General features: G+C 40.2%; 23 protein-coding genes and 1 tRNA gene. 11 read left to right on the top strand and 13 right to left on the bottom strand.

Annotation, left to right across the window (positions count from 1 at the left end; translation table 11 throughout):
• The first annotated feature begins 10 nt into the window (after nt 1-10).
• The gene (locus EPR_RS00230; protein WP_200762956.1) at nt 11-2,377 is read left to right on the top strand and encodes a ribonucleoside-diphosphate reductase subunit alpha; all 2,367 of its coding nucleotides are present in this window, start codon (nt 11-13) and stop codon (nt 2,375-2,377) included.
• Here the strand turns inward: EPR_RS00230 and nosD are convergent.
• The gene (nosD, locus tag EPR_RS00235; protein WP_200762957.1) at nt 2,371-3,609 is read right to left on the bottom strand and encodes a nitrous oxide reductase family maturation protein NosD; all 1,239 of its coding nucleotides are present in this window, start codon (nt 3,607-3,609) and stop codon (nt 2,371-2,373) included. The genes EPR_RS00230 and nosD overlap by 7 nt on opposite strands.
• Nucleotides 3,610-3,686: 77 nt before the next feature.
• On the opposite strand from nosD, the gene EPR_RS00240 reads away from it, so the two are divergent.
• The 3 genes from EPR_RS00240 to EPR_RS00250 are packed head-to-tail and all read left to right on the top strand — an operon-like array spanning nt 3,687 to nt 5,024.
• The gene (locus EPR_RS00240) at nt 3,687-4,211 is read left to right on the top strand and encodes an O-acetyl-ADP-ribose deacetylase (protein WP_200762958.1); all 525 of its coding nucleotides are present in this window, start codon (nt 3,687-3,689) and stop codon (nt 4,209-4,211) included.
• Nucleotides 4,201-4,590 carry a peptide-methionine (R)-S-oxide reductase MsrB gene (msrB, locus tag EPR_RS00245; RefSeq protein WP_200762959.1) on the top strand — a complete coding sequence of 130 codons (390 nt, stop codon included), beginning with the start codon at nt 4,201-4,203 and terminating at the stop codon, nt 4,588-4,590. Before EPR_RS00240 ends, msrB begins: the two co-directional genes overlap by 11 nt.
• A gap of 47 nt (nt 4,591-4,637) precedes the next feature.
• A complete protein-coding gene (locus EPR_RS00250) occupies nt 4,638-5,024 on the top strand; it encodes a DUF6858 family protein (RefSeq protein WP_200762960.1) in 387 nt (128 codons plus the stop codon).
• Here the strand turns inward: EPR_RS00250 and EPR_RS00255 are convergent.
• Complete coding sequence (locus EPR_RS00255; protein ID WP_200762961.1) at nt 5,019-5,528, bottom strand: LOG family protein; 510 nt, start codon at nt 5,526-5,528, stop codon at nt 5,019-5,021. The genes EPR_RS00250 and EPR_RS00255 overlap by 6 nt on opposite strands.
• Nucleotides 5,529-5,657: 129 nt before the next feature.
• Between EPR_RS00255 and EPR_RS00260 the strand changes: the two genes are divergently transcribed.
• The 6 genes from EPR_RS00260 to EPR_RS00285 all read left to right on the top strand — a co-directional run bounded on the left by EPR_RS00260 (nt 5,658) and on the right by EPR_RS00285 (nt 9,420).
• On the top strand, nt 5,658-6,701 hold the full coding sequence (locus EPR_RS00260) for a ribonucleotide-diphosphate reductase subunit beta (protein WP_420827460.1): 1,044 nt from the start codon (nt 5,658-5,660) through the stop codon (nt 6,699-6,701).
• Nucleotides 6,688-7,416 carry a carbon-nitrogen hydrolase family protein gene (locus EPR_RS00265; RefSeq protein ID WP_200762963.1) on the top strand — a complete coding sequence of 243 codons (729 nt, stop codon included), beginning with the start codon at nt 6,688-6,690 and terminating at the stop codon, nt 7,414-7,416. Before EPR_RS00260 ends, EPR_RS00265 begins: the two co-directional genes overlap by 14 nt.
• Complete coding sequence (locus EPR_RS00270) at nt 7,417-8,052, top strand: protein-L-isoaspartate(D-aspartate) O-methyltransferase (protein WP_234697138.1); 636 nt, start codon at nt 7,417-7,419, stop codon at nt 8,050-8,052.
• Nucleotides 8,052-8,522, top strand: coding sequence for a low molecular weight protein-tyrosine-phosphatase (locus tag EPR_RS00275; RefSeq protein WP_200762964.1), 471 nt, complete (start codon nt 8,052-8,054; stop codon nt 8,520-8,522). The genes EPR_RS00270 and EPR_RS00275 overlap by 1 nt, the downstream gene beginning before the upstream one ends.
• 13 nt (nt 8,523-8,535) lie before the next feature.
• Nucleotides 8,536-8,613 (top strand) — tRNA-Pro (locus EPR_RS00280).
• A gap of 165 nt (nt 8,614-8,778) precedes the next feature.
• Nucleotides 8,779-9,420, top strand: a complete 642-nt coding sequence (locus EPR_RS00285) for a c-type cytochrome (RefSeq protein WP_200762965.1) — start codon at nt 8,779-8,781, stop codon at nt 9,418-9,420.
• Between the two features lie 23 nt (nt 9,421-9,443).
• Here EPR_RS00285 and EPR_RS00290 read toward each other — a convergent pair whose 3' ends face one another.
• From EPR_RS00290 to EPR_RS00320, 7 genes are all read right to left on the bottom strand, one after another.
• A complete protein-coding gene (locus tag EPR_RS00290) occupies nt 9,444-10,706 on the bottom strand; it encodes a SagB/ThcOx family dehydrogenase (protein WP_200762966.1) in 1,263 nt (420 codons plus the stop codon).
• A gap of 97 nt (nt 10,707-10,803) precedes the next feature.
• Nucleotides 10,804-11,136: a DUF309 domain-containing protein gene (locus EPR_RS00295; RefSeq protein WP_200762967.1), complete on the bottom strand. Its 333-nt coding sequence runs from the start codon at nt 11,134-11,136 to the stop codon at nt 10,804-10,806.
• Between the two features lie 180 nt (nt 11,137-11,316).
• Nucleotides 11,317-11,925 carry an HdeD family acid-resistance protein gene (locus EPR_RS00300; protein WP_200762968.1) on the bottom strand — a complete coding sequence of 203 codons (609 nt, stop codon included), beginning with the start codon at nt 11,923-11,925 and terminating at the stop codon, nt 11,317-11,319.
• Nucleotides 11,926-11,935: 10 nt separating this feature from the next.
• Nucleotides 11,936-12,382: a DUF1931 family protein gene (locus tag EPR_RS00305; RefSeq protein WP_200762969.1), complete on the bottom strand. Its 447-nt coding sequence runs from the start codon at nt 12,380-12,382 to the stop codon at nt 11,936-11,938.
• A 13-nt stretch (nt 12,383-12,395) separates the two neighbouring features.
• Nucleotides 12,396-13,274 carry a YfdX family protein gene (locus EPR_RS00310; RefSeq protein WP_200762970.1) on the bottom strand — a complete coding sequence of 293 codons (879 nt, stop codon included), beginning with the start codon at nt 13,272-13,274 and terminating at the stop codon, nt 12,396-12,398.
• A gap of 122 nt (nt 13,275-13,396) precedes the next feature.
• Nucleotides 13,397-14,068 (bottom strand): Crp/Fnr family transcriptional regulator, encoded by a 672-nt coding sequence (locus EPR_RS00315; RefSeq protein ID WP_200762971.1) that lies wholly within the window; start codon nt 14,066-14,068, stop codon nt 13,397-13,399.
• Nucleotides 14,068-14,775 carry a succinate dehydrogenase/fumarate reductase iron-sulfur subunit gene (locus EPR_RS00320; protein WP_200762972.1) on the bottom strand — a complete coding sequence of 236 codons (708 nt, stop codon included), beginning with the start codon at nt 14,773-14,775 and terminating at the stop codon, nt 14,068-14,070. The genes EPR_RS00315 and EPR_RS00320 overlap by 1 nt, the downstream gene beginning before the upstream one ends.
• Nucleotides 14,776-14,916: 141 nt before the next feature.
• On the opposite strand from EPR_RS00320, the gene EPR_RS00325 reads away from it, so the two are divergent.
• Nucleotides 14,917-16,137 (top strand): APC family permease, encoded by a 1,221-nt coding sequence (locus EPR_RS00325; protein ID WP_200762973.1) that lies wholly within the window; start codon nt 14,917-14,919, stop codon nt 16,135-16,137.
• On the opposite strand, the gene EPR_RS00330 is transcribed toward EPR_RS00325, so the two are convergent.
• Genes EPR_RS00330 through EPR_RS00345 form a run of 4 tightly spaced genes read right to left on the bottom strand, consistent with a single transcriptional unit; the run spans nt 16,134 to nt 19,662 of the window.
• Nucleotides 16,134-17,849: an FAD-dependent oxidoreductase gene (locus EPR_RS00330; protein ID WP_200762974.1), complete on the bottom strand. Its 1,716-nt coding sequence runs from the start codon at nt 17,847-17,849 to the stop codon at nt 16,134-16,136. The two genes, EPR_RS00325 and EPR_RS00330, sit on opposite strands and share 4 nt — an antisense overlap.
• A 1-nt stretch (nt 17,850) precedes the next feature.
• Nucleotides 17,851-18,303, bottom strand: coding sequence for an outer membrane lipoprotein (locus EPR_RS00335; RefSeq protein WP_200762975.1), 453 nt, complete (start codon nt 18,301-18,303; stop codon nt 17,851-17,853).
• Complete coding sequence (locus EPR_RS00340) at nt 18,300-19,238, bottom strand: D-2-hydroxyacid dehydrogenase (protein WP_200762976.1); 939 nt, start codon at nt 19,236-19,238, stop codon at nt 18,300-18,302. The genes EPR_RS00335 and EPR_RS00340 overlap by 4 nt, the downstream gene beginning before the upstream one ends.
• Entirely contained in the window at nt 19,219-19,662 is a 444-nt protein-coding gene (locus tag EPR_RS00345; RefSeq protein WP_200762977.1) for a secondary thiamine-phosphate synthase enzyme YjbQ, read from the bottom strand. The genes EPR_RS00340 and EPR_RS00345 overlap by 20 nt, the downstream gene beginning before the upstream one ends.
• Nucleotide 19,663 lies beyond the last annotated feature (1 nt).

Here is a 19,663-nt window from a genome sequence, read left to right on the forward strand (position 1 = left end):
ACAAACAGATATGCTGACAGTTATTAAAAGAAACGGAAGAATTGAGCCGCTTGATATCTCAAAAATTCAAAAATACACATATGCTGCCGTAAAAGGACTCGAAGGTGTAAGTCAAAGCGAGCTTGAAGTTGATGCAAAAATACAGTTCAGAGACCAGATAACTACCGAAGAGATTCAGCAGACACTTATAAGAACTGCAGTTGATAAAATAGATGTGGATAGACCAAACTGGACATTTGTTGCTGCAAGGCTCTTTTTATATGATCTATATCATAAAGTAAGCGGTTTTACAGGATATCCGCATTTGAGAGATTATTTCGAAAAAGGGGAAAAAGAGGGGCGTATAGTGCCGGGGCTAAAAGATAAGTATGATCTGGATGATCTCAATGAGTATATAAAGCCCGAGCGTGACCTGCAGTTTACATATCTTGGAATTAAGACGCTTTATGACAGATATCTTTTAAAAGATAGGGAAAACAGACCTATTGAGCTTCCTCAGCATATGTTTATGGCAGTTGCGATGTTTCTGGCCCAAAATGAGCTAGATTCCCAGACATGGGCAAAGAAATTTTATGACATTTTGTCCAAATTTGAAGTTATGGCGGCAACTCCCACTCTTTCAAACGCAAGAACTCCGAGGCATCAGCTGAGTTCTTGCTACATAGGGTCCACCCCGGATAATATAGAAGGCATATTTGACAGTTACAAAGAGATGGCTCTTCTGTCTAAATATGGCGGAGGTATAGGATGGGACTGGACAAAAGTAAGAGGAATGGGAAGTTTTATAGACGGACATAAAAATGCCGCAGGCGGAATTGTTCCTTTCTTGAAAATTGCCAATGATATAGCAATAGCGGTGGACCAATTGGGAACCAGAAAAGGAGCCATTGCCGTATATATAGAACCGTGGCATGTAGATGTGCTTGATTTTCTTGATCTGAAAAAAAACAGCGGCGAAGAGAGAAGAAGGGCGCATGACCTTTTCCCTGCAATGTGGATAAACGATCTTTTTATGAAAAGAGTAGAAGAGGACGGCATCTGGACACTTTTTGACCCTTATGAGACGCAGGATCTAACAGAGCTTTGGGGAGAAGAGTTTGAAAAAAGATATATAGAGTATGAAAAAGACGACTCTATTTTAAAAGAGAAAATAAGAGCAAAAGAGCTCTGGAAAAAGATACTGCTCAGCTATTTTGAGACAGGAAGTCCGTTTCTCTGTTTCAAAGACAGTGCAAACAGATGTAACCCGAACGATCACTTCGGAATAATAAGAAGCTCAAATCTCTGTACGGAGATATTTCAAAATACAGAGCCAAACTATTATAAGATAAAGATAAAGTTTGAAGACGGGAGCATAGAGTATTACGATGAAGACGAAAATATAGAAGTTGACGGCAAAATAGTAAAAAAAGCCAAAAAGGTCACGGCTCTTGACAGCATAGGAGGCAAAAAAGTCTTTATCGTCGAAAAAGAGAAAGTGGACGGAATGACAGCTGTCTGCAACCTTGCAAGTATAAACCTCAGCAAAATAAACACCCGCGAAGATATTGAAAGAGTTGTTCCTGTTGCGATAAGAATGCTCGATAATGTAATAGATCTCAACTTTTATCCTCTTGAGAAAGTAAAGCTGACAAATCTGAAGACAAGAGCGATAGGCCTGGGTGTTATGGGCGAAGCGCAGATGCTCGCAGAGCATAAGATAGAGTGGGGAAGTGAAGAGCACCTTTATAAAATAGATGAGATAATGGAAGCCATAAGCTACAATGCGATAAAAGCGTCTTCAAATCTTGCACTTGAAAAAGGAAAATATCCCGAATTCGAAGGTTCAAAATGGAGCAGGGGAATTTTGCCTATCGATACGGCCAATGCCGAAGCAAAAAAGCTTGTGGACAGGGGAGGGCTTTTCGGTTATATGTATGATTGGAACGCACTGAGAGAAAAGGTAAAAAAAGATGGTATGAGAAACGGCTATCTTATGGCAGTAGCGCCCACCAGTTCCATCTCTATTTTGACCGGAACCACGCAGACGATTGAGCCGGTATATAAAAGAAAATGGTTTGAAGAGAACCTCTCGGGGCTTATTCCCGTTGTCGTTCCAAATCTGTCACCGGATACCTGGCAGTATTATACGCCTGCGTACGATCTTGATCAAAGAATTATTATAAAAGCAGCCGCTGTCAGACAGAAATGGATAGATCAGGGTCAGAGTGTAAATATATTCATCAGACTAGATAAAGCGAGCGGAAAATATCTGCATGAGATATATACGCTTGCCTGGAAACTGGGGCTAAAATCAACATATTATCTAAGAAGTCAGTCTCCCGAAGTGGCAGCAGATGTTGCCGACAGAAGTATGGAGTGTATGGGCTGTCAATGAGAGATGGCTCCGCACTCTGTGTACGGGAAAATTTTCGGTCTGGTATCTTGAAGCAGCAGTACAGGCTCGCTGAAAGGTGCCAGTTTTCCAAGAAAATTGAGTAAAGAGAGTGTGGGTGTGGCATAGAAAAACTTGAGTCTATGGTCGAACTGCCACAGCTGATCGGCATATATCATCACTATATGGGGTATATCTCCAATACCGTCTCCATCTTTGTCAAACCCTTCGTATCTATCCCAGTAGTTTAATAAAATCTCGTTCTCTTTTTTGCTTTTTCCTTTTACATTTATCACCACATCGTCCAGATTGCCCTCTATGTTGTTATACTTTATGACGTTGTTTTTTATGACGGCGTGAAAATGAAAAGCTTCGTTGTTAAATGCAATCCTGTTGTGCATTATCCAGCGCTGCATACCCTTTTCAGCTGCGGAGCTGTCTATGTATATGGCCTGGACGGAGCCTGTTATGGTGTTGTTTAAAATTTTCAGTTTTTTCCCTTTTCCGAGTACGATTCCGGCACTGCTGTCGCCATATGTCTTGGCATAGAAGTTGTTTTTTATAAGGATGTTTTTTGAACCCATGCAGACTGTCCCATAGAGGTTGTGGCCAAAATGGTTGTCTGTAATGTTTGTATCTTTGCAATGGTCGAGATATAACCCATAACGTGAATAGGTGACACTATTTTTTTGGAAAATATTTCTATGCGATACGATAGCGCTAAGATCTCTGACATATTCGATTTTGTTGTGTATGATTTTGTTGTTGTGCGCATTCCAGAGCCTTATGCCGTCTCCTCTGTTGGGAATGGAGTCTTCATTGGATGTGATGAGGTTGCCTTTGATAAGGCAGTTATTGGATAGTGTCAATGTGATACCGAAAAGTGAGTCATATATTTTACAGTTTTCGATCGTACATTTGTCGCCTTTTTCTATCTTTATGGCGCTGTTGAGTCTGTCTCTTCTGCTACCGCTGCCCCTTACTGTCAGATCCTTTATCGTTACGTAGGGGCTTGTTACGGTGATGACGCTTCCTTTTCCATCTCCTTCTATGACGGTTTTGTCAAAACCGCTGCCTTCGAGTATGAGGGGTTTGTCTATTAAAATCGGGCCTTTGAAAACACCTTTTGGAAGCGTTATTTTTGCTCCAGGATTTACGCTTTCTATAACTTTTTGAAGAGTTTGCGAAAATAGTGGAAATGTAAAAAACAGCAATAAAGCGATAATACTCTTCAAAAAAACACCTTTTTTGTTTTAATTTTATCAAAAAAAGTGATGTAAAATATAAAATAGAGTTACTTAAAGGAGAACAGATGATAAAAATCACAATTGGAGATATAACAAAAATTGAAACAGATGCCATAGTAAATGCTGCAAATCCTACTCTTCTTGGAGGAGGAGGGGTGGACGGTGCGATCCACAGGGCTGCCGGCCCAAAACTGCTTGATGAGTGCAAAAGGCTTGGCGGTGCAAAAAGAGGCGAAGCCAAGATCACCCACGGATATAATTTGCCGGCAAAATGGGTAATACATACAGTCGGCCCGGTATGGAAAGGCGGTGAGAGCGAAGAAGAGGTTATTTTGCAAAAATGTTATCAAAACTCTCTTTGTCTGTGCCGTTCTTACGGGTTGAGAAGTGTTGCTTTTCCTTCTATCAGTACTGGCGTATACGGATTTCCTATAGAGATTGCTTCAAAAATAGCATTAATTACAACGGCAAGATATATAAAAGAGTATTTTGATTATGATATTGATGTTGTCTTTGTAACTCACAGTGAAAAAGATTTTGAAATTTACAAAAAGAGTGCAAAAATACTGGGGATAGAGTATGAATTGTAAAAGCCAACTAAATGAATTTGAATATTATGTAATGTTTGAAAAAGGAACCGAACCGCCTTTTAGCGGAGAACTATTGAATGAAAAAAGAGAGGGAGTATATATATGCAAATGTTGTGAAAATCCACTGTTTGATAGTATCTCAAAGTTCGATAGCGGTTCCGGCTGGCCCAGTTTTTATGAACCTTTGGGCAAGGATTCTGTAAAAGAGCACACTGATACCAGCCTGGGCATGGTAAGAACGGAAGTAGTATGTGCCAAATGCGGTGCACATCTCGGACATGTTTTTGAAGATGGTCCGCCTCCTTCGGGACTAAGATACTGTATTAACTCCGTTTGCTTAAAATTTTTACCCCTAGAAAATAATAATTTATTCAAATGAAAGTAATAAGTATATAAAATAAAACTCTTTTCTAAAAGGAGCTAAATATGAAAAAAATGATGCTTATGGACAAATATCCGGTATATACGTCAGATATTCCAAAAAGTGCTACGAATATTAAAAGCGTAGATGAGATTGTAAAATATTTCATAAAAAAGATAGAAGAGGATGATGAAGCGGTATTTATATCCCTGTTTGATCATTTTGCCCATACAAAAAGTCTTGAAGATTGTGAGATAAATCCGGAGATAAAAGATGCCAAAGATATTGTTTTCTGTTTTGGCAAGAAGTTACCAAATCCCTATGTGGTAGGTGTCAGACCAAGAAGTATAGGTGTATGTGAAACAGAAAACAGTTTTGTTATATCTTTTCTCGAAGCACCCAATCCGGAAGCCAACGAAAAGATGCAGAACTGGGCAAAAGAGATTTTATAGGTCTGGATTGCGGATGATAAAATCATCGGCATCTTTATAAAACTCTAAAAGATCAAGCTGCTCTTTTTTTATGAAAGAGGAGTGTTTCAACTCTTCATAATTCTCTGATACGAGACATATTCTAAAATCTGATAGATTGCCGTACTTTATTGCCCAGACCATAAAAAGTTCGTTCAGTGTACCTATACTGCCGTTTTGTACAATGAACAAAGATGTATCTTCTATCAAAAACTGCAACCTTTCAAACAGGCTGTTACATGAGACTCTTTTTGACAGATAGGGATTTTGGGGTCTAATGGAGTCAAATTTTTTTAAAGTTATCCCTATACAGATGCCGCCTTCTTCTTTTACACCTCTGCTTACAGCTTCCATAAGTCCCTGATAACCACCGCATTTTACGACATACCCTTTTTTGGACAAAAAGCGTCCTATTTTTATACCGTCATTGTACTCTTTGGAATCGGGCGATGCTTTTGATGCACCGAAAGCAGTTGCGAACTTCATAAGGCTCCCCTAAATTACATTTGCTTTTTTATCGAAGAATTATTATACATTCTGTATTATAAATCTCTCTATTGCAGTTGCGAAATTTTCGGTTTTGTAAAAATTTTTAGCTGCAAAAGTTTTTGCAAAATGGATAAAGGAGCCGCCGTGACATATCACAGAAAAAAGATTTACAATCCCGAATCTAATGAGAGTGTAAACGACAGAAAGATTTTTGGAGGAGATCCTACCGGAATATTCGAACTGAACAAGATAAAATATCAATGGGCATACAATCTTTGGGAGATGATGCTGGCAAACACCTGGTTTCCCAAAGAGGTTGATATGACGCAGGATGCTAGAGATTACAAGCTGCTGACAGACGCAGAAAAACTGGCGTATGACAAGGTTCTCGCCCAGCTGATATTTATGGATAGTCTTCAGACAAACAACCTTATAGATAATGTAAATCCTTTTATTACGGCCCCTGAGATAAACCTTGTTCTGGTAAGACAGGCTTTTGAAGAGGCTCTTCACAGCCAGAGCTATGCCGTTATGGTCGACAGTATCAGTCAAAATACGGATGAGATATACAATTTGTGGAGAGAGGATCTTCAGCTGAAGCAGAAAAACGACTATATAGCACAGGTTTATGAAAATCTTTCCAAAAATCCGAATGATGAAAACATTGTAAAAGCGATGTTTGCAAACCAGATACTTGAAGGGATCTATTTCTACAGCGGCTTTACGTATATGTACACGCTTGCGAGAAGCGGAAAGATGCTGGGGTCTGCCCAGATGATAAGATTTATACAAAGAGATGAGGTAACTCATCTGCTTATTTTCCAAAACATGATAAATGCAACCAAAAAAGAGAGACCAGAACTCTTTACTAAAGAGCTTATAGATGATGTGTACAAAATGTTTGAAAGTGCGGTCGAGCTTGAATCTTCATGGGGAAAATATATCACTCAGGGACAAATCCTGGGGCTTACCGACGAGCTTATAGAGCAGTATATAAAATATCTGGCAGATGAGAGACTCAGAGCCGTAGGACTTGAGAAGATATATAACGTGGAGCATCCGATAAAATGGGTGGACGATTTCAGCAAATTCAACGATCAGAAGACAAACTTTTTTGAAGGAAACGTGACGAACTACTCCAAAGGGAGTCTGGACTTTGACGACTTCTAAAAAGAGTCTCTCTGTTTTGCAGTTCAAAACAGGCGATGATTTTTCAAAAAACCTTGATACTCTCAAAACTCTTGTAAAAAGATGCGAAGAGGATTCTATCGTTGTTGCACCGGAGGTATGCCTTACCGGATTTGCGTATGAGAGATTTGATGAGGCTGCCAGTTTTGGCCTGCATGCCCTAAAGGAACTTCTGCCTCTTTCCCAAAACAGAACCATAGTTTTTACCATGATAGAAAAAAGAGATGGAAAATTTTACAATTTTGCCAAAGTTTTGCACAGAGGCGAAGTTTTATACGAACAGCCAAAAGTAAAGCTTTTCAAATTCGGAGGCGAGACCGACTACTTTGAAGCCGGAAAAATGGAAGATATCAGGATTTTTGAGATAGACGGGTTTAAAGTTGGCATTCTTATATGTTTTGAGCTCAGATTTATTGAGATTTGGCAAAAGCTAAAAGGGTGTGATATCATACTCGTTCCAGCCATGTGGGGAGTTTTGAGAAAGAGACATTTTGAGCAGCTTACAGAAGCTCTGGCGCTTATGAACCAGTGTTATCTTGCTGCTTCGGACAGTGCGAATGATGATATGGCAAAAAGCAGTGCTATAATTACACCTTTTGGAGTTCCTTACAGAGACGACAGAAAAAATATTCTTTGCAAAACTGCGGATATAAAAGAGATAAAGAAGATGAGAAAATATATGGATATAGGGTTGTAGTTGGAAAAGATAATAGCGGCAAAATGTAAAAAAATGGCAGAGGATATCGATAGTGTATTTCCTCTTGAACCGAAAATAAAAAAGGCATTCGAAGATATTAACAGAGAACTTTTCGTCCCTGCAGGTTTCAAACATCTTGCATATAAACTGGATGCTCTTCCTATGGGCGCAAACCAATGGATAAGTTCTCCTCTTACGGTTGCAAAGATGACTCAGTATCTAAATCCCGATGGTGCCGACAGTGTTTTGGAGATAGGTTGTGGCAGCGGATATCAAGCAGCGATTTTAAGCCGGCTTTTCAGGCGGGTTTTTACGGTCGAGAGAATAGAGAAACTCATAGTCGAGGCAAAAAGAAGATTTCGCGATCTTTCTATCTATAATATAAACGCAAGATACGGTGATGGCCTTTTGGGGTGGCCCGAATTTGCCCCTTATGACAGGATACTTTTTTCCGCTTCCGCTTCCGAAATACCGGAGGAGATATTTTCCCAGCTGAAAGAGGGGGGTGTACTTGTAGCCCCTATGGAAAAAGGTGGCAGACAGATAATTACGAAATTTGTCAAAAGAAGCGGAAGATTGTTTTCCCAGGAGCTTGAAGAGTGTCTTTTCGTACCGACAAAAAACGGAACTGTGTGATGAAGATACTGTTTGTATGCCTTGGCAATATCTGCAGATCGCCTATAGCCGAAGGTATTGCCAAAAAAATCGCCCAAAGTCATGGAGTGCAGATTGTTGCTGACTCCGCAGGGACAGGAGACTACCATGTTGGAGAGCCTCCCTGTGAACACTCGGTCAAAATAGCGAAAATGAACGGCATCGACATCTCTTCATACAGGGCAAGACAGGTGAAAAAAGAGGATTTTGAAAACTTCGACCTTATAGTAGCGCTTGATGAACAGAACAGACGAGATCTCAAAAGGATGGGTGCAGAAGATGTTGTAAAACTTGGAGAGTTCGGTTACGACTCTGAAGATGTGCCTGATCCCTATTTTTTCGACGGTTTTGATGGATTTGAAAAGGTATATGATATGATAGAGTCATGTGTTGCAAATCTATTTGAAGTTTATGATATAATTCCATCTGCAAAAACAGTAGAAACCAGATAATATTATCGGATATCGGGGTGTGGCGCAGCCTGGTTAGCGTGCTACCTTGGGGTGGTAGAGGTCGCGGGTTCAAATCCCGCCACTCCGACCATTTAAAATATTTTTCAACTTCTTCAATAATTTTTATTCCTACGTATCGTCTACTTAGCTTTTCAGAGTTTTTTTATATCCATTTTGCAAACTATTTGCCAATCTGCTGTCATATTTTATTTCATTATTATAAAATATTATAAAGTATGAATGTGAAGGCTCTGCTTTGAGAAGACTGTTTCTTTTCTGTATATTGGTTGCGATGTTTCTTTATGGAGAGTCTTTATCAGATGAGGAGTTAAAAAAGGAGCGGGCATATCAGGCTCTTCTTAAATCGATAGCTGATAATTCCGATCCGGAGCTTCTTGCAAGGCTCGGAAAGAGGCTATATAACAACAAATGTATCTTCTGTCATGGTGAAGACGGAAAAGGAAGAGACGGATTTGCTGCTGACCTGACAAAAAGAATCGATTTTAAAAGCGCATTGCATCATATCCAAAAAGGGGGACACAACTTCAAAGAAGGATATCCTGGAAGTATGCCGCCGATGGTTTCAAACAGAGAAAGAGCCGCCGTTTTGGCCCGGTATGTTTCGCAGGGATTTCCCAAAGGAGACAAGGGAGAAATTCTGTTCCAGAAGATAGGATGTGCAAATTGTCATGGAGAGGATGGAAGCGGTATAAAATTTCATGGACCTAATATCCGTTATTTTGATCTTCCCACACTTTCAGCGATTTTAAGAAACGGTAAAAAGGGCGTTATTGGCATAATGCCAAGCTTTAAAAATCTTTCGCCATATCAAATAACTATGATTTCATATTATGTTATGAAGCTTTCCGAAGGGGGTTTTAAAGAAAATAGGCGCTAAACAGACACTCAAATATAAAATTATTACTTTTTCCCTATCGCAAGGGAGTATAGCACCATCTCTTCAGTTTCAAGAAACTTTGCCGTCTCATCGTCGTAAAATGCTCCCATAGCACAGCATCCAAGACCTAGATATTCAGAAGAGAGGTAGATCCTATGGCCCATGTGACCGGCTTTTATATGCATAGGACGATAATTTTTTCCATTTGAAGCTAAAAAGAAAATAACGGCACTTCCTGCTGCTTGCGGCTGATTTAGGCAAAGGTAGGCTGTCTGATGAGAGAAATCTCCTTTTTTGACTATTTTACCGTTTTTGTATATTCCGGGTTCATAGCCTTCCACTCTTTTTACGACAGAGTATAGACTTATACTTTCACTGCAGTCATTTGGTATCGGTTCTTTTATAAAATTGAGTATAAATTCGTATTCATACTTTTTCAGAGGTTCGTTTGAATACTCTCTTACAGATCTCCTTGAGAAAACGGCCTCTTCAAATCTTTTTTTATGAAATTCTGTTTTGAAAAAGCCGTACTCTTTTTTGCATCCCGAGAGGCTCATAGTTTGCAAAAAGGCCTTTTCTATGGTATCGTTTGGAACAAAGTATCCGATAGGATCTATATAGGGAAGCCTCATGTCAAACTTATCGACTCTTTTGCTGCGTGGGATTCCTACATTGGCCGAAGTTACGAAAAATTCCGATGAACCAAATCCGAAAGCCTGCCCAAGAGCCTTCTGATCAAATGTATGCCTCAGAAAATAGCCGTGGTTGAAAAGATAACAGCTTGCTTCCAGAGAGCCTGTCATATGTCCTGCATCAAGCAGAGAATATCTAAAGCCTCTGTTTCCGTATTTCCGGCTTGTACGAAAATATACGCTTGAGAATAGAAAAATAAATCCCTCTATCTCTCTTCTATCTTCGAAAAACAGCTCTACACCTTCTTCTTCGATACTGTAAAGAAGCGTCGCACCTCTGTTGGCAACATCGAAATGATATACACCGTCGGCAAAACCCTCCACTCCTCTTGTCTGAAAATAGAGTTCCGTGGGGTATAGGGCGCCTGCACTGGGAACGATTCTGGGGTAGAAAAGGGTTTTGTCCTGTGCATCCGGGCAGCCAGCGATTCTGAAAATAAACATATGTATATCGTTCTTTATATCGAAAGGAATAAATTTAAAGAGCGGAAGATATGTTTTTACACTTTTTGGAGTTCTGAATTTTACCGAAAACGGTGAAGATTCATTTTTATGATTGAAATATTTTGACACTTCATGAAAAAATGAGGGCATGGCCTCCTCTTTTTGTTGGTTTTTCTCGCATTTTTATTATAACATTCAAATCAAATATTGTGGTTAGCATCGAAAAAGCAGATAGCATTGACTTTTTTCAGCAGGAATGCGAATCAAATATCTTTTCAATACGCCTTTTCTCTTCTTCCACTTCTCTTTTTATATCCGCAAAAACTTTGTAATTCGGAAGGCTTTTATCCAAATTTCCGCAGTGTTTGAGATAGTTTTTCCATACTTTTTTAAAACCATCCTTTTTACCTCTTTTCAAAAGCTCAAAAGAGACGGCGGCATTTATGAATCCCCTGATTACCTCTTTTTCTGGATGGTCACTCTTTCTTATTGTATGCCAGTACTCTTCAACTGTCTCATGAGCTTCATAAAAACGGTTCTTTCGGATATGTTGGATAAAAAGAGAGAAAATCTTCTCCATTATTTGCCTTTTTTGCAGATTGTAGAAAAGTTTTGTAAAAAAAGTTATGAAACAGCGGCATTAGATATATTTTTCAAATTGCCGTTATAATTTATATAGATAGAAAACTTTGTGAAATAGTAGGTTTCAGAGTTACTTCTACTTGTCTATTTAAAGAAGAAGGGGGAAAACCCTTTCTTCTCAGGCTTTGGAGTCGGTTTGGTTATTTGAGGTTTTTTTATCCGAATCTATCTCTTCTTCCAGCTTTTTAGCATAGCTGCCCATTGTCAGCAAGATTATACCATCGAAAAAGAGACTGATACCTACAAAGAGTCCTACTAGGATCAAAGAGTTGACTGGCCAACCTGTCAAAAACAGAACTCCTAGAACGATTGAGAGAATCCCATTGAGCAAGATAAGCCACCAGTACTTCTCTCCTTTCATTTGATATGCCAGCGCGAAGCTGGCAAATCCGTCGAAAAAGAAGTAGACCGCCAAAATAATGGCCAAAGCAGCCACTCCCGGAAACGGAAAGATCGACACAAGGATACCTGTGAGGATGTAGATGAAGGCTTTAAGCCACCCAAGCCAATCTTTGCGATCTGTATTCCAGGTATGAAAAGCCACCCAAAAACCGCTAAAAACAAAGAGCCATGCCACGAAGTAAGCGGTTGCTACGGACATGATTGGAGAATATAAGATCCCAACCAAGCCGAGCAGTATAAAGATCACACCGACGAACTTGGAGTGCTTGGCGAACTGCTTCAAAACCTCTTTGTTGAGGTTTTTGATATTTTGGTATCCGACCATGATTGATCCTTTATAGAGTTAGGTCCATGATTTCTTTGGCGTGTTTGATCATTTCGTGAGAAACTGCACGGTTTTCTTCCTCTATTTTTTTCATTATACGCGCCAAAACGAGGGTGAGCCCACCTACCAACTCGGGCAGAAACTTCTCGAGCTCTACCTCCAGTTCCAAAAGAGGTGGATAGGTGGCGAGTCGATCTATAATATCTTTGATCTCTAGTTCTTGCTCCAGTTTCCTGAATTCATTGATGGTTTCCTCCAAACCCTTTGTAATTGGAAGATCATATTTCCAGATTACGTCTCGGCCGTTGTATTTGGCCGTTTTTTGCCCCATAAGGAGCAGATCGTAGAGCTTTTGCTCCACAATATCGGTCACCTCTTTGGCGTGACCTTTTTTGATATCTAGACTTGCACCTTGCCTAAAGAGCTCTTCTAGATGATGAAATCCTACTACTGCCATTACTTCTCCTTCCTTATTTATTGATAGACTTGACTGCTTTTTCTTTGAACTCTTTGAGTTTTTCGATCAGATCCTCAAAAAGTTTCATAGCTCTGTTTTTGCCTTTAACCTCTTTTTCCACCTTTTCAATCATCTCTTCAAGTTGTTCATATGTGGTGTCACTCTCACTAACATATCCAAGAGCATTTGCCTTCTTGAGAGCCAATTTGGCTTCGGCCAAGTATTCGAGTGTCTTTTTCTTATCTTTTTTGTTGGCCATGGACTGTGCCGCCTCTACTAAATGGATCGCTTGAATCAGTGGGATTGGAGTGATTATATTGACCTCAACGAACGTGGCCAAAGCGGCATTGAGGACATTTTTGGCCTCGTCGATGCGGTTTTCGTGTAAAAATTTGGCTGCAAGTTTGAGTGCCGCCGGATAGCTAGCAAGTGGCAGACTGACAACCTTAAATACGATCTCGCTGCGTAAAGTATCAAGGATAAGTCTAGCTTCTTGAACTTTGTCTTCCTCTAAAAGTGCTTTTGCGGCAATAAGGGCAGTCTTTATATTTTGAATGCTGCCGGGATAATCGACGATTTCAATGGCGCTGTCGATAGGAATAAGTGCAGGAGCATTGGGAGCACTCAGCACCACTTCCAGCTTGCCGATGGCATCTTCAAGATCTTTGATCGCTTTGTCTTTATCTCCTTTTTCAAGTTTTAAGAGTACTTTGTGGGTGAGAGCTACGGCTTCCACAGCCTCCTTGACGATCTTGATCTTTTTTTGCTCTTTTTGAGCCTGCTCTTTCGCTTGTGCTACTGCTTTGTTGGATTCGGCTTTACTCGCTTCACCGGCAAAGAGTCCTCCTGTCAATAAAGATGCAGCTATGAAAGAGACAAGTATCTTTCTCATTGTGTGTTCCTCCTGTCATATTTTTTTTCAATCAGGTTATTTTAGTCTAACACGAGCCATTCGTCAGCTACTTTAGTTGCAGACTGTTTGAATGGCTACAATTTAGACTGTTTTGAGGCTTGTCACTTGAGCTGCAGACGGTCAATAAGTTTAGAGATGTCGGCCAGTCTTAGACGTCTGTGTTCCACTTCCAGCGAACCATCTTTTTTTAGCTTTTGTATGTGGCGGTTGACCACATGGCGAACAGTACCGATAAGTGAAGCGATCTCTTCATGAGGGAGATCTTGGATGAGGCGAAGTGTCGCCGTCTTTGGATCAAAATGTTTGAGAAGCAGCTTGATAAAACGTGTGGAGGTGTCGTGCAGACTCAAATCGATTGCCAGTTCTTCTAAACTTCTCATCTCGTTTGCAATGTAGCGAAAGATTATTTTTCGAAACTCTGTATTTTCGTCGATCCATCTTCGTACCATCTCGATGGGAATTTGCAAAACCCTGCTCTCTTCGTAGGTCTCTGTTATTACCTCGTGGGGCTTATCGTCGAGAAGTACGACTATGTCGAACATATCGCCGCGGCTAAGGATTTTTATAGTTTGCTCCTTGGAGGTTTCAAAGTTGAACTGGTAGACCTTGATTCGTCCTTTTATAACGAAATAGAAGTAGCGCGACGTTTCGTCACTGGTCATAGCGGGCATATTCTTGTGGTAGATGACAATCTTGCCAAAACGGTTGATATCATCGATGATCTTTGTCGGAACGCTGGAGAAGAGTTCTATGTTATAATCTCGAAACTCCATCAAAAATCCAGTCCGAAGCTTCCAAAGCTTGCGAAATTTGGATTTTGATATCCGAATTGTACAGCTTTTGACTGCAGCATCATTATATCGCTTTTTGGATCTATTCCCTGTGGACAGACTTCTGTACAGTTTCCGCAAAGAGTGCAGTCCCATATGCCGTTGTTGATGACTGCTTCGATCTTCTCTTTTTTGTGGTTCTCCCTTGCATCAACCAAATATCTCCAGTTTCTGGTAAGAGCAAAAGGTCCTAAAAATTCGGATTTTGATTCAAAAACAGGACAAGAACTCCAGCATGATGAGCACAGTATGCAGTCACTCTGTTTTTCTATAAGTTTTTCGCCCTTTTCGTCAACTTTAGTATCGCTTTTTTCACTCAGCCAGGCTTTTGCTCTTTTAAGAGAGTCTATGCCTTTGGAAAAATCCACACACAGATCCCTGATAATAGGCATATAGTTCAGAGCTTCTACTATATCGCCATCTTTGGGTCTGTATTCACATGCGAGCTCTTCTTTGCCGTTTACTCTTACAGCGCAGCTTCCGCATACGCCGCTTCTGCAGCCTTGCGAAAAAGTAAGAGAGGCGTCTTTTTTGCTTTTTATGAAATTCAGTGCTTCAAGCAGAGTAAGGCAATCATCGGGCACTTCATATTCCAGTAGTGCCGAAGGAGGGTCAAAATCGATATGATAGCGTTTTATTTTCAAAAGCATTTCAAACCTTTGGTAGTCGTTATGTATTTATACTGTTCAGTTTATTATAACAATAAAAACAAAAACAAAAGATTTAAAACAGGATTTCAGGTACTATAATAATATTATATAGAAGAAAAGAGTTCTGAATGGGAAACTGAAATGAGAATATCGCTGAAAAGAGAGATAACGTTACCTCTGCTTATATTTTACGGTCTGGGCAATATCATAGGAGCCGGTATTTATGTTCTTATCGGCGAAGTTGCCGCAATTTCCGGATATTATGCACCTTTGTCGTTTGTAGCTGCCTGTATAGTCGTTATATTTACGGTATTTTCCTATGCGGAGCTCTCTGCCAGGTTTCCTTTCTCGGCAGCAGAAGCAGTATATGTAAAAGAGGGTTTCGGGCTAAAATCGCCTCTATTGCCTGTAGTGGTTGGTTTTATATTGGCTTTCAGCGGTCTTGTCTCTTCCGCTGCTGTTGTGAGCGGGTTTTACGGGTATGTTGAAGTTTTTATCCCTTTTTCAAGGGAGATAGTCATATTTGCGCTTGTTTTTTTGCTGTTTGCTATAGCGGCATGGGGAATAGGAGAGTCGGTTAAAACTGCTTCGTTTTTTACACTAATAGAGATAGGCGGTCTTTTATTGGTTATTGGCGCCGGCCTTTATTATGCCGATTTTGAGAATATAGATTTTGGCAGGTTTGTTCCAAAAGCTGATATTAGCATAATGTATTCTATATTTTTGGGCGGATTTATAGCATTTTTTGCTTTTATAGGTTTTGAAGATATGGTAAATGTTGCAGAAGAGGTGAAAAATCCCGTCAAAACACTTCCAAAAGCAATTGTTATAACAATTACAATTGCAACACTTCTATATTTTGCAATTGCTTTTGTCTCTTTGATAGTAATGTCCCCTGAAGAGTTGGCAGCAAGCAAAGCTCCCCTTGCAGATGTATTTATGAAAGCGGTTGGCGGTGATGTAAGGATTTTACATATTATCGGCATTCTCGCTGTTATTAACGGTGCGCTTGTCCAGATAATAATGGTTTCAAGAGTTCTTTACGGTATGAGCAGCCAAGGATGGCTTCCAGAATGGCTAGGGAGAGTCCATCCCTATACAAAAACTCCGGTTTATGCTACCGCGATTGTAGCGGCAGTTGTGTTTTTCCTGGCGGTCTGGGTAAAGATAGTTACACTTGCACAGCTTACGAGTTTTGGAATATTGATTGTTTTTACTCTAATAAATGCAGCTTTGCTGAATATAAAAATAAAGCGGAAGAGCAGATGCGAAGGGATAAACGTTCCTTTTTTTGTACCGATTATGGGAATAATTACAAATGTTGCTCTTATTTCGCTACAGATTTATGAATATCTCGGCTAATCGATATCTTCGCAGCAGTTATCCCTAAAAGGGTCGCTTTCATCTTTATAAAAAAAATCGCTCTCATTATCACTGTTTTTTATAAGCTCATCTGTATTTTGCGCTTTAATCCTTTCGAAGTCAGCACATAAAACACCATCCTCTTTCCAGACAATCGTATGTGCAAGATATTTTTCGTCATCTTTTTTGGGAAAATCGGATCTAAAATGCGCTCCTCTGCTCTCATTTCTGCTTATAGCGCTTACAAGCAGCGCTTCTGAAATCTCTAACATATTTCCGAATTCTATAAAATCTATGAGATTTGTATTGTATATTTTTGATTTGTCTTTTATTCCCATGAAAGGGATCTCTCTTTGGATCTGTCTTACAGCAGACAAAACCCCTTTGAGTCTCATCTCTTCCCGAACCACGCCTGCATTTGCATAGAAAATCTTGCCTAAAAATTCCCTTTTTTCGTAAAAATCTATCTGATTCGTGAAGCCGTTGTAGACAGCTTTTATGAAATTTGCATCATTTTCCAGCGTTTCTGGTTTTTGGGTTTCGATATGAGTTATGTTTTTCGAATACTCAGCGGCGTTGAGTGCAGCCTCTTTTCCCAGAACAATGATTTCAAGCAAAGAGTTTCCTCCCAGCCTGTTTGCTCCGTGAAGCTTCGCATTGGCACATTCTCCTGCGGCATATAGTCCTTTGATATTTGTCTGCATTTTTCTGTTTACGTCTATTCCTCCCATAGTATAATGGGCAGCAGGTTTTACCGGAATAGGCTCTTTTACCGGATCGACTCCTTCGTAAAGAATTGCAAGCTTTCTCTCCTGGGGGAGATTTTGGTCTATAAATTTCTCTCCCAGATGCGTGATATCCAAAAAGACATCATTTCCGCTCTCTATCTGAGCATGTATCGCTCTTGCCACTTCATCCCTTGTGGCAAGTTCGTCTACAAAATGCTCTCCTTTTTGATTGATAAGTTTTCCGCCGGCTCCTCTTGCCGCTTCGCTTATAAGAATAGAGCTTTTTTTGAGTGCTGTCGGATGAAACTGTACAAATTCAAGATCGCTTATTTTTGCACCCGCTCTCATAGCGGCAGCTATGCCGTCTGCCGTTGCGTGTGTAGAATTTGTGCTAAATCCCCAGTATATACGGCTGTATCCGCCGGTTGCAAGAATAACGGCTTTTGCGAAGTATGCTTCGACTTCGCCGGTTCTCATATCAAGAGCGGTAACGCCGTATGCGGTGTTATCTTTCGTTATTATATTGAGCAGATATTTTTCGTTTAAAAAAGCGATATCTTCTTTGATGCACTGATCAAATAGAGTCTGAAGAATTTTTAGACCGGTATAGTCCTGCGCATAACATGCTCTGGGATTTGCCGCTCCTCCCAGCTTTCTTTGTGCTATACGTTCACCATTTCTGCTGAAAGGTGTCCCTATGGAGTCGAGCCATCTTATGGCATCGGGAGCTTTTTTGCATACATATTCCACAATAGAGGGATCTGCGAGTCCCTGGGATGATTTGATAGTATCTTCTATATGTTTTTGTACAGAATCATCATCAGGATAGATAACGGCGTTTATTCCGCCCTGCGCCATTGATGTCTGTGACCTTGTGGGATACGATTTGGACAAAACAGCTACCTTGAGTCCTATACTTTTGGCGGTCAAAGCGGCACTTAGCCCGGCTCCGCCACTGCCTACAATGATAATGTCGAATCTCATATTATTCGCTTATTATGGGGGCTACTCTTACGATTTTGTTGCCTTTTACATATACTGCAACCCTGTCTCCAGGTCTGAGCCAGTAGGGATTGTTTTTATCAACTTTTATAACAGTCGTAACGGTTTGTCCGTTTTCAAGAGATATAGTAACCTCCTGTCCGGTATCTTCTGCAAGTTTGCTACCTACAACTCCTCCTGCTACGGCCCCTGCCACAGTAGCAACGTCTTTGCCTTTGCCCTCACCTATCTGATGCCCGAGGATTCCGCCTACAATGGCGCCAAGAATCATTCCTTCGCCACTGTCTTTGACAGATACCGTTCTTGTAGATGTAACGGTTCCTTTATAGACTATCTGTATCTCTCCCACGTCGGCTTGGGTATATCCTTTTTGTGCACATCCGGTGAAAAAAGCCATGGAAAGTGCTGCTGCAAGTATAATAAGCAGTTTTTTCATTTTATCCCCCTTGATAAGAATTCTTCTATATTTTTAGCGATGCCTTCGATTAGTCTTTCTCTGGCCTCTATGCTGGTCCAGGCTATATGCGGCGTTATGAACAGTTGTTCTTTGTTTTTTACGAAATTTAGCGGATTGTCCGGATTTATCGGCTCTTGCTCCGTTACATCAATGCCTGCATATATCTTTTTCTCATCTATGGCTTTAGCCAGGTCTCTTTCATTTATTATACCGCCTCTGCCAAGATTTAGCAAAATAGAGTTATCTTTCATCAAAGAGATATTTTCATAATGAAGCAGATTTTTTGTTTTTTCATTCAAAGGAGCATGAATGGAGACTATATCGCTTCTTTTTAAAAGCTCTTCAAGCTCCACCCTTTCATATTCACTGCTTCTGTCAACTCCTGAAGCGGAGTAGTAAAGAATATTGCAGCCAAAACTCTTTGCAATATCGGCAACCCTTTTACCGATAGTTCCCAGTCCTATGATTCCCCAAGTTTTGCCTGCTATTTCGAAAAATGGGCGTCCCAGATGGGTAAAAATCTGTGATTTTGCCCACTTTCCGGTTTTTACATATTCGTCATAATATCCAAGACTTTCTATAAGATAAAAAGCAAGAGCAAATGTATGCTGAACCACACTTTCGGTAGAGTATCCGGCAACGTTTTTGACTGCTATCATTTTTCTTGAAGCATAGTCTAGATCCACATTGTTCATTCCCGTGGCCGCAACGCAGATAAGTCTGAGGTTGGGAGCGTTATCCATTATCTCTTTGTCTATTACAACTTTGTTGGTTATTATGATGTCGGCCTCTTTTGTTCTTTCTTTTGTCAACTCTTTGGGAGTTATTGAATATACTGTCAATTTACCGAATTTTTCAAATTTTTTAAGATCCGCATTACCGAGTGTTTCGGCATCAAGTATTACTATATTCATTTTTCACTCCTATAACTGTCACAAATATTTTTCTATATCCTGCATTGTCTCTGTGCTCGCAAAGATAGATTCCCTGCCAGATCCCCATTTTAAAGGAGCCGTTTTGAATAGGGATAGAGAGTGAAACGCCCAAAAGAGAACTTTTTATGTGTGCAGGCATATCATCGCTTCCCTCCAGTATATGGCGATAATAGGGTTCGTTTTCAGGAACGGCTCTGTTTATGAACTCCAGAAAATCTTTTCTTACATCGGGATCTACATTCTCATTTATAGTTAAACTCGCACTAGTATGCATCAAAAAAAGATTTGCAATTCCACTTTTAAAACCGGAAATTTCCGGCAGTTTTGAGAGGATCTCATCTGTTATGAGATGAAAGCCTCTTCTTTTCGGATCAAGAACTATCTCTTTTTGAAAAATTTCCATA

The organism is Nitrosophilus alvini (assembly GCF_015100395.1).
GTDB lineage: Bacteria > Campylobacterota > Campylobacteria > Campylobacterales > Nitratiruptoraceae > Nitrosophilus > Nitrosophilus alvini.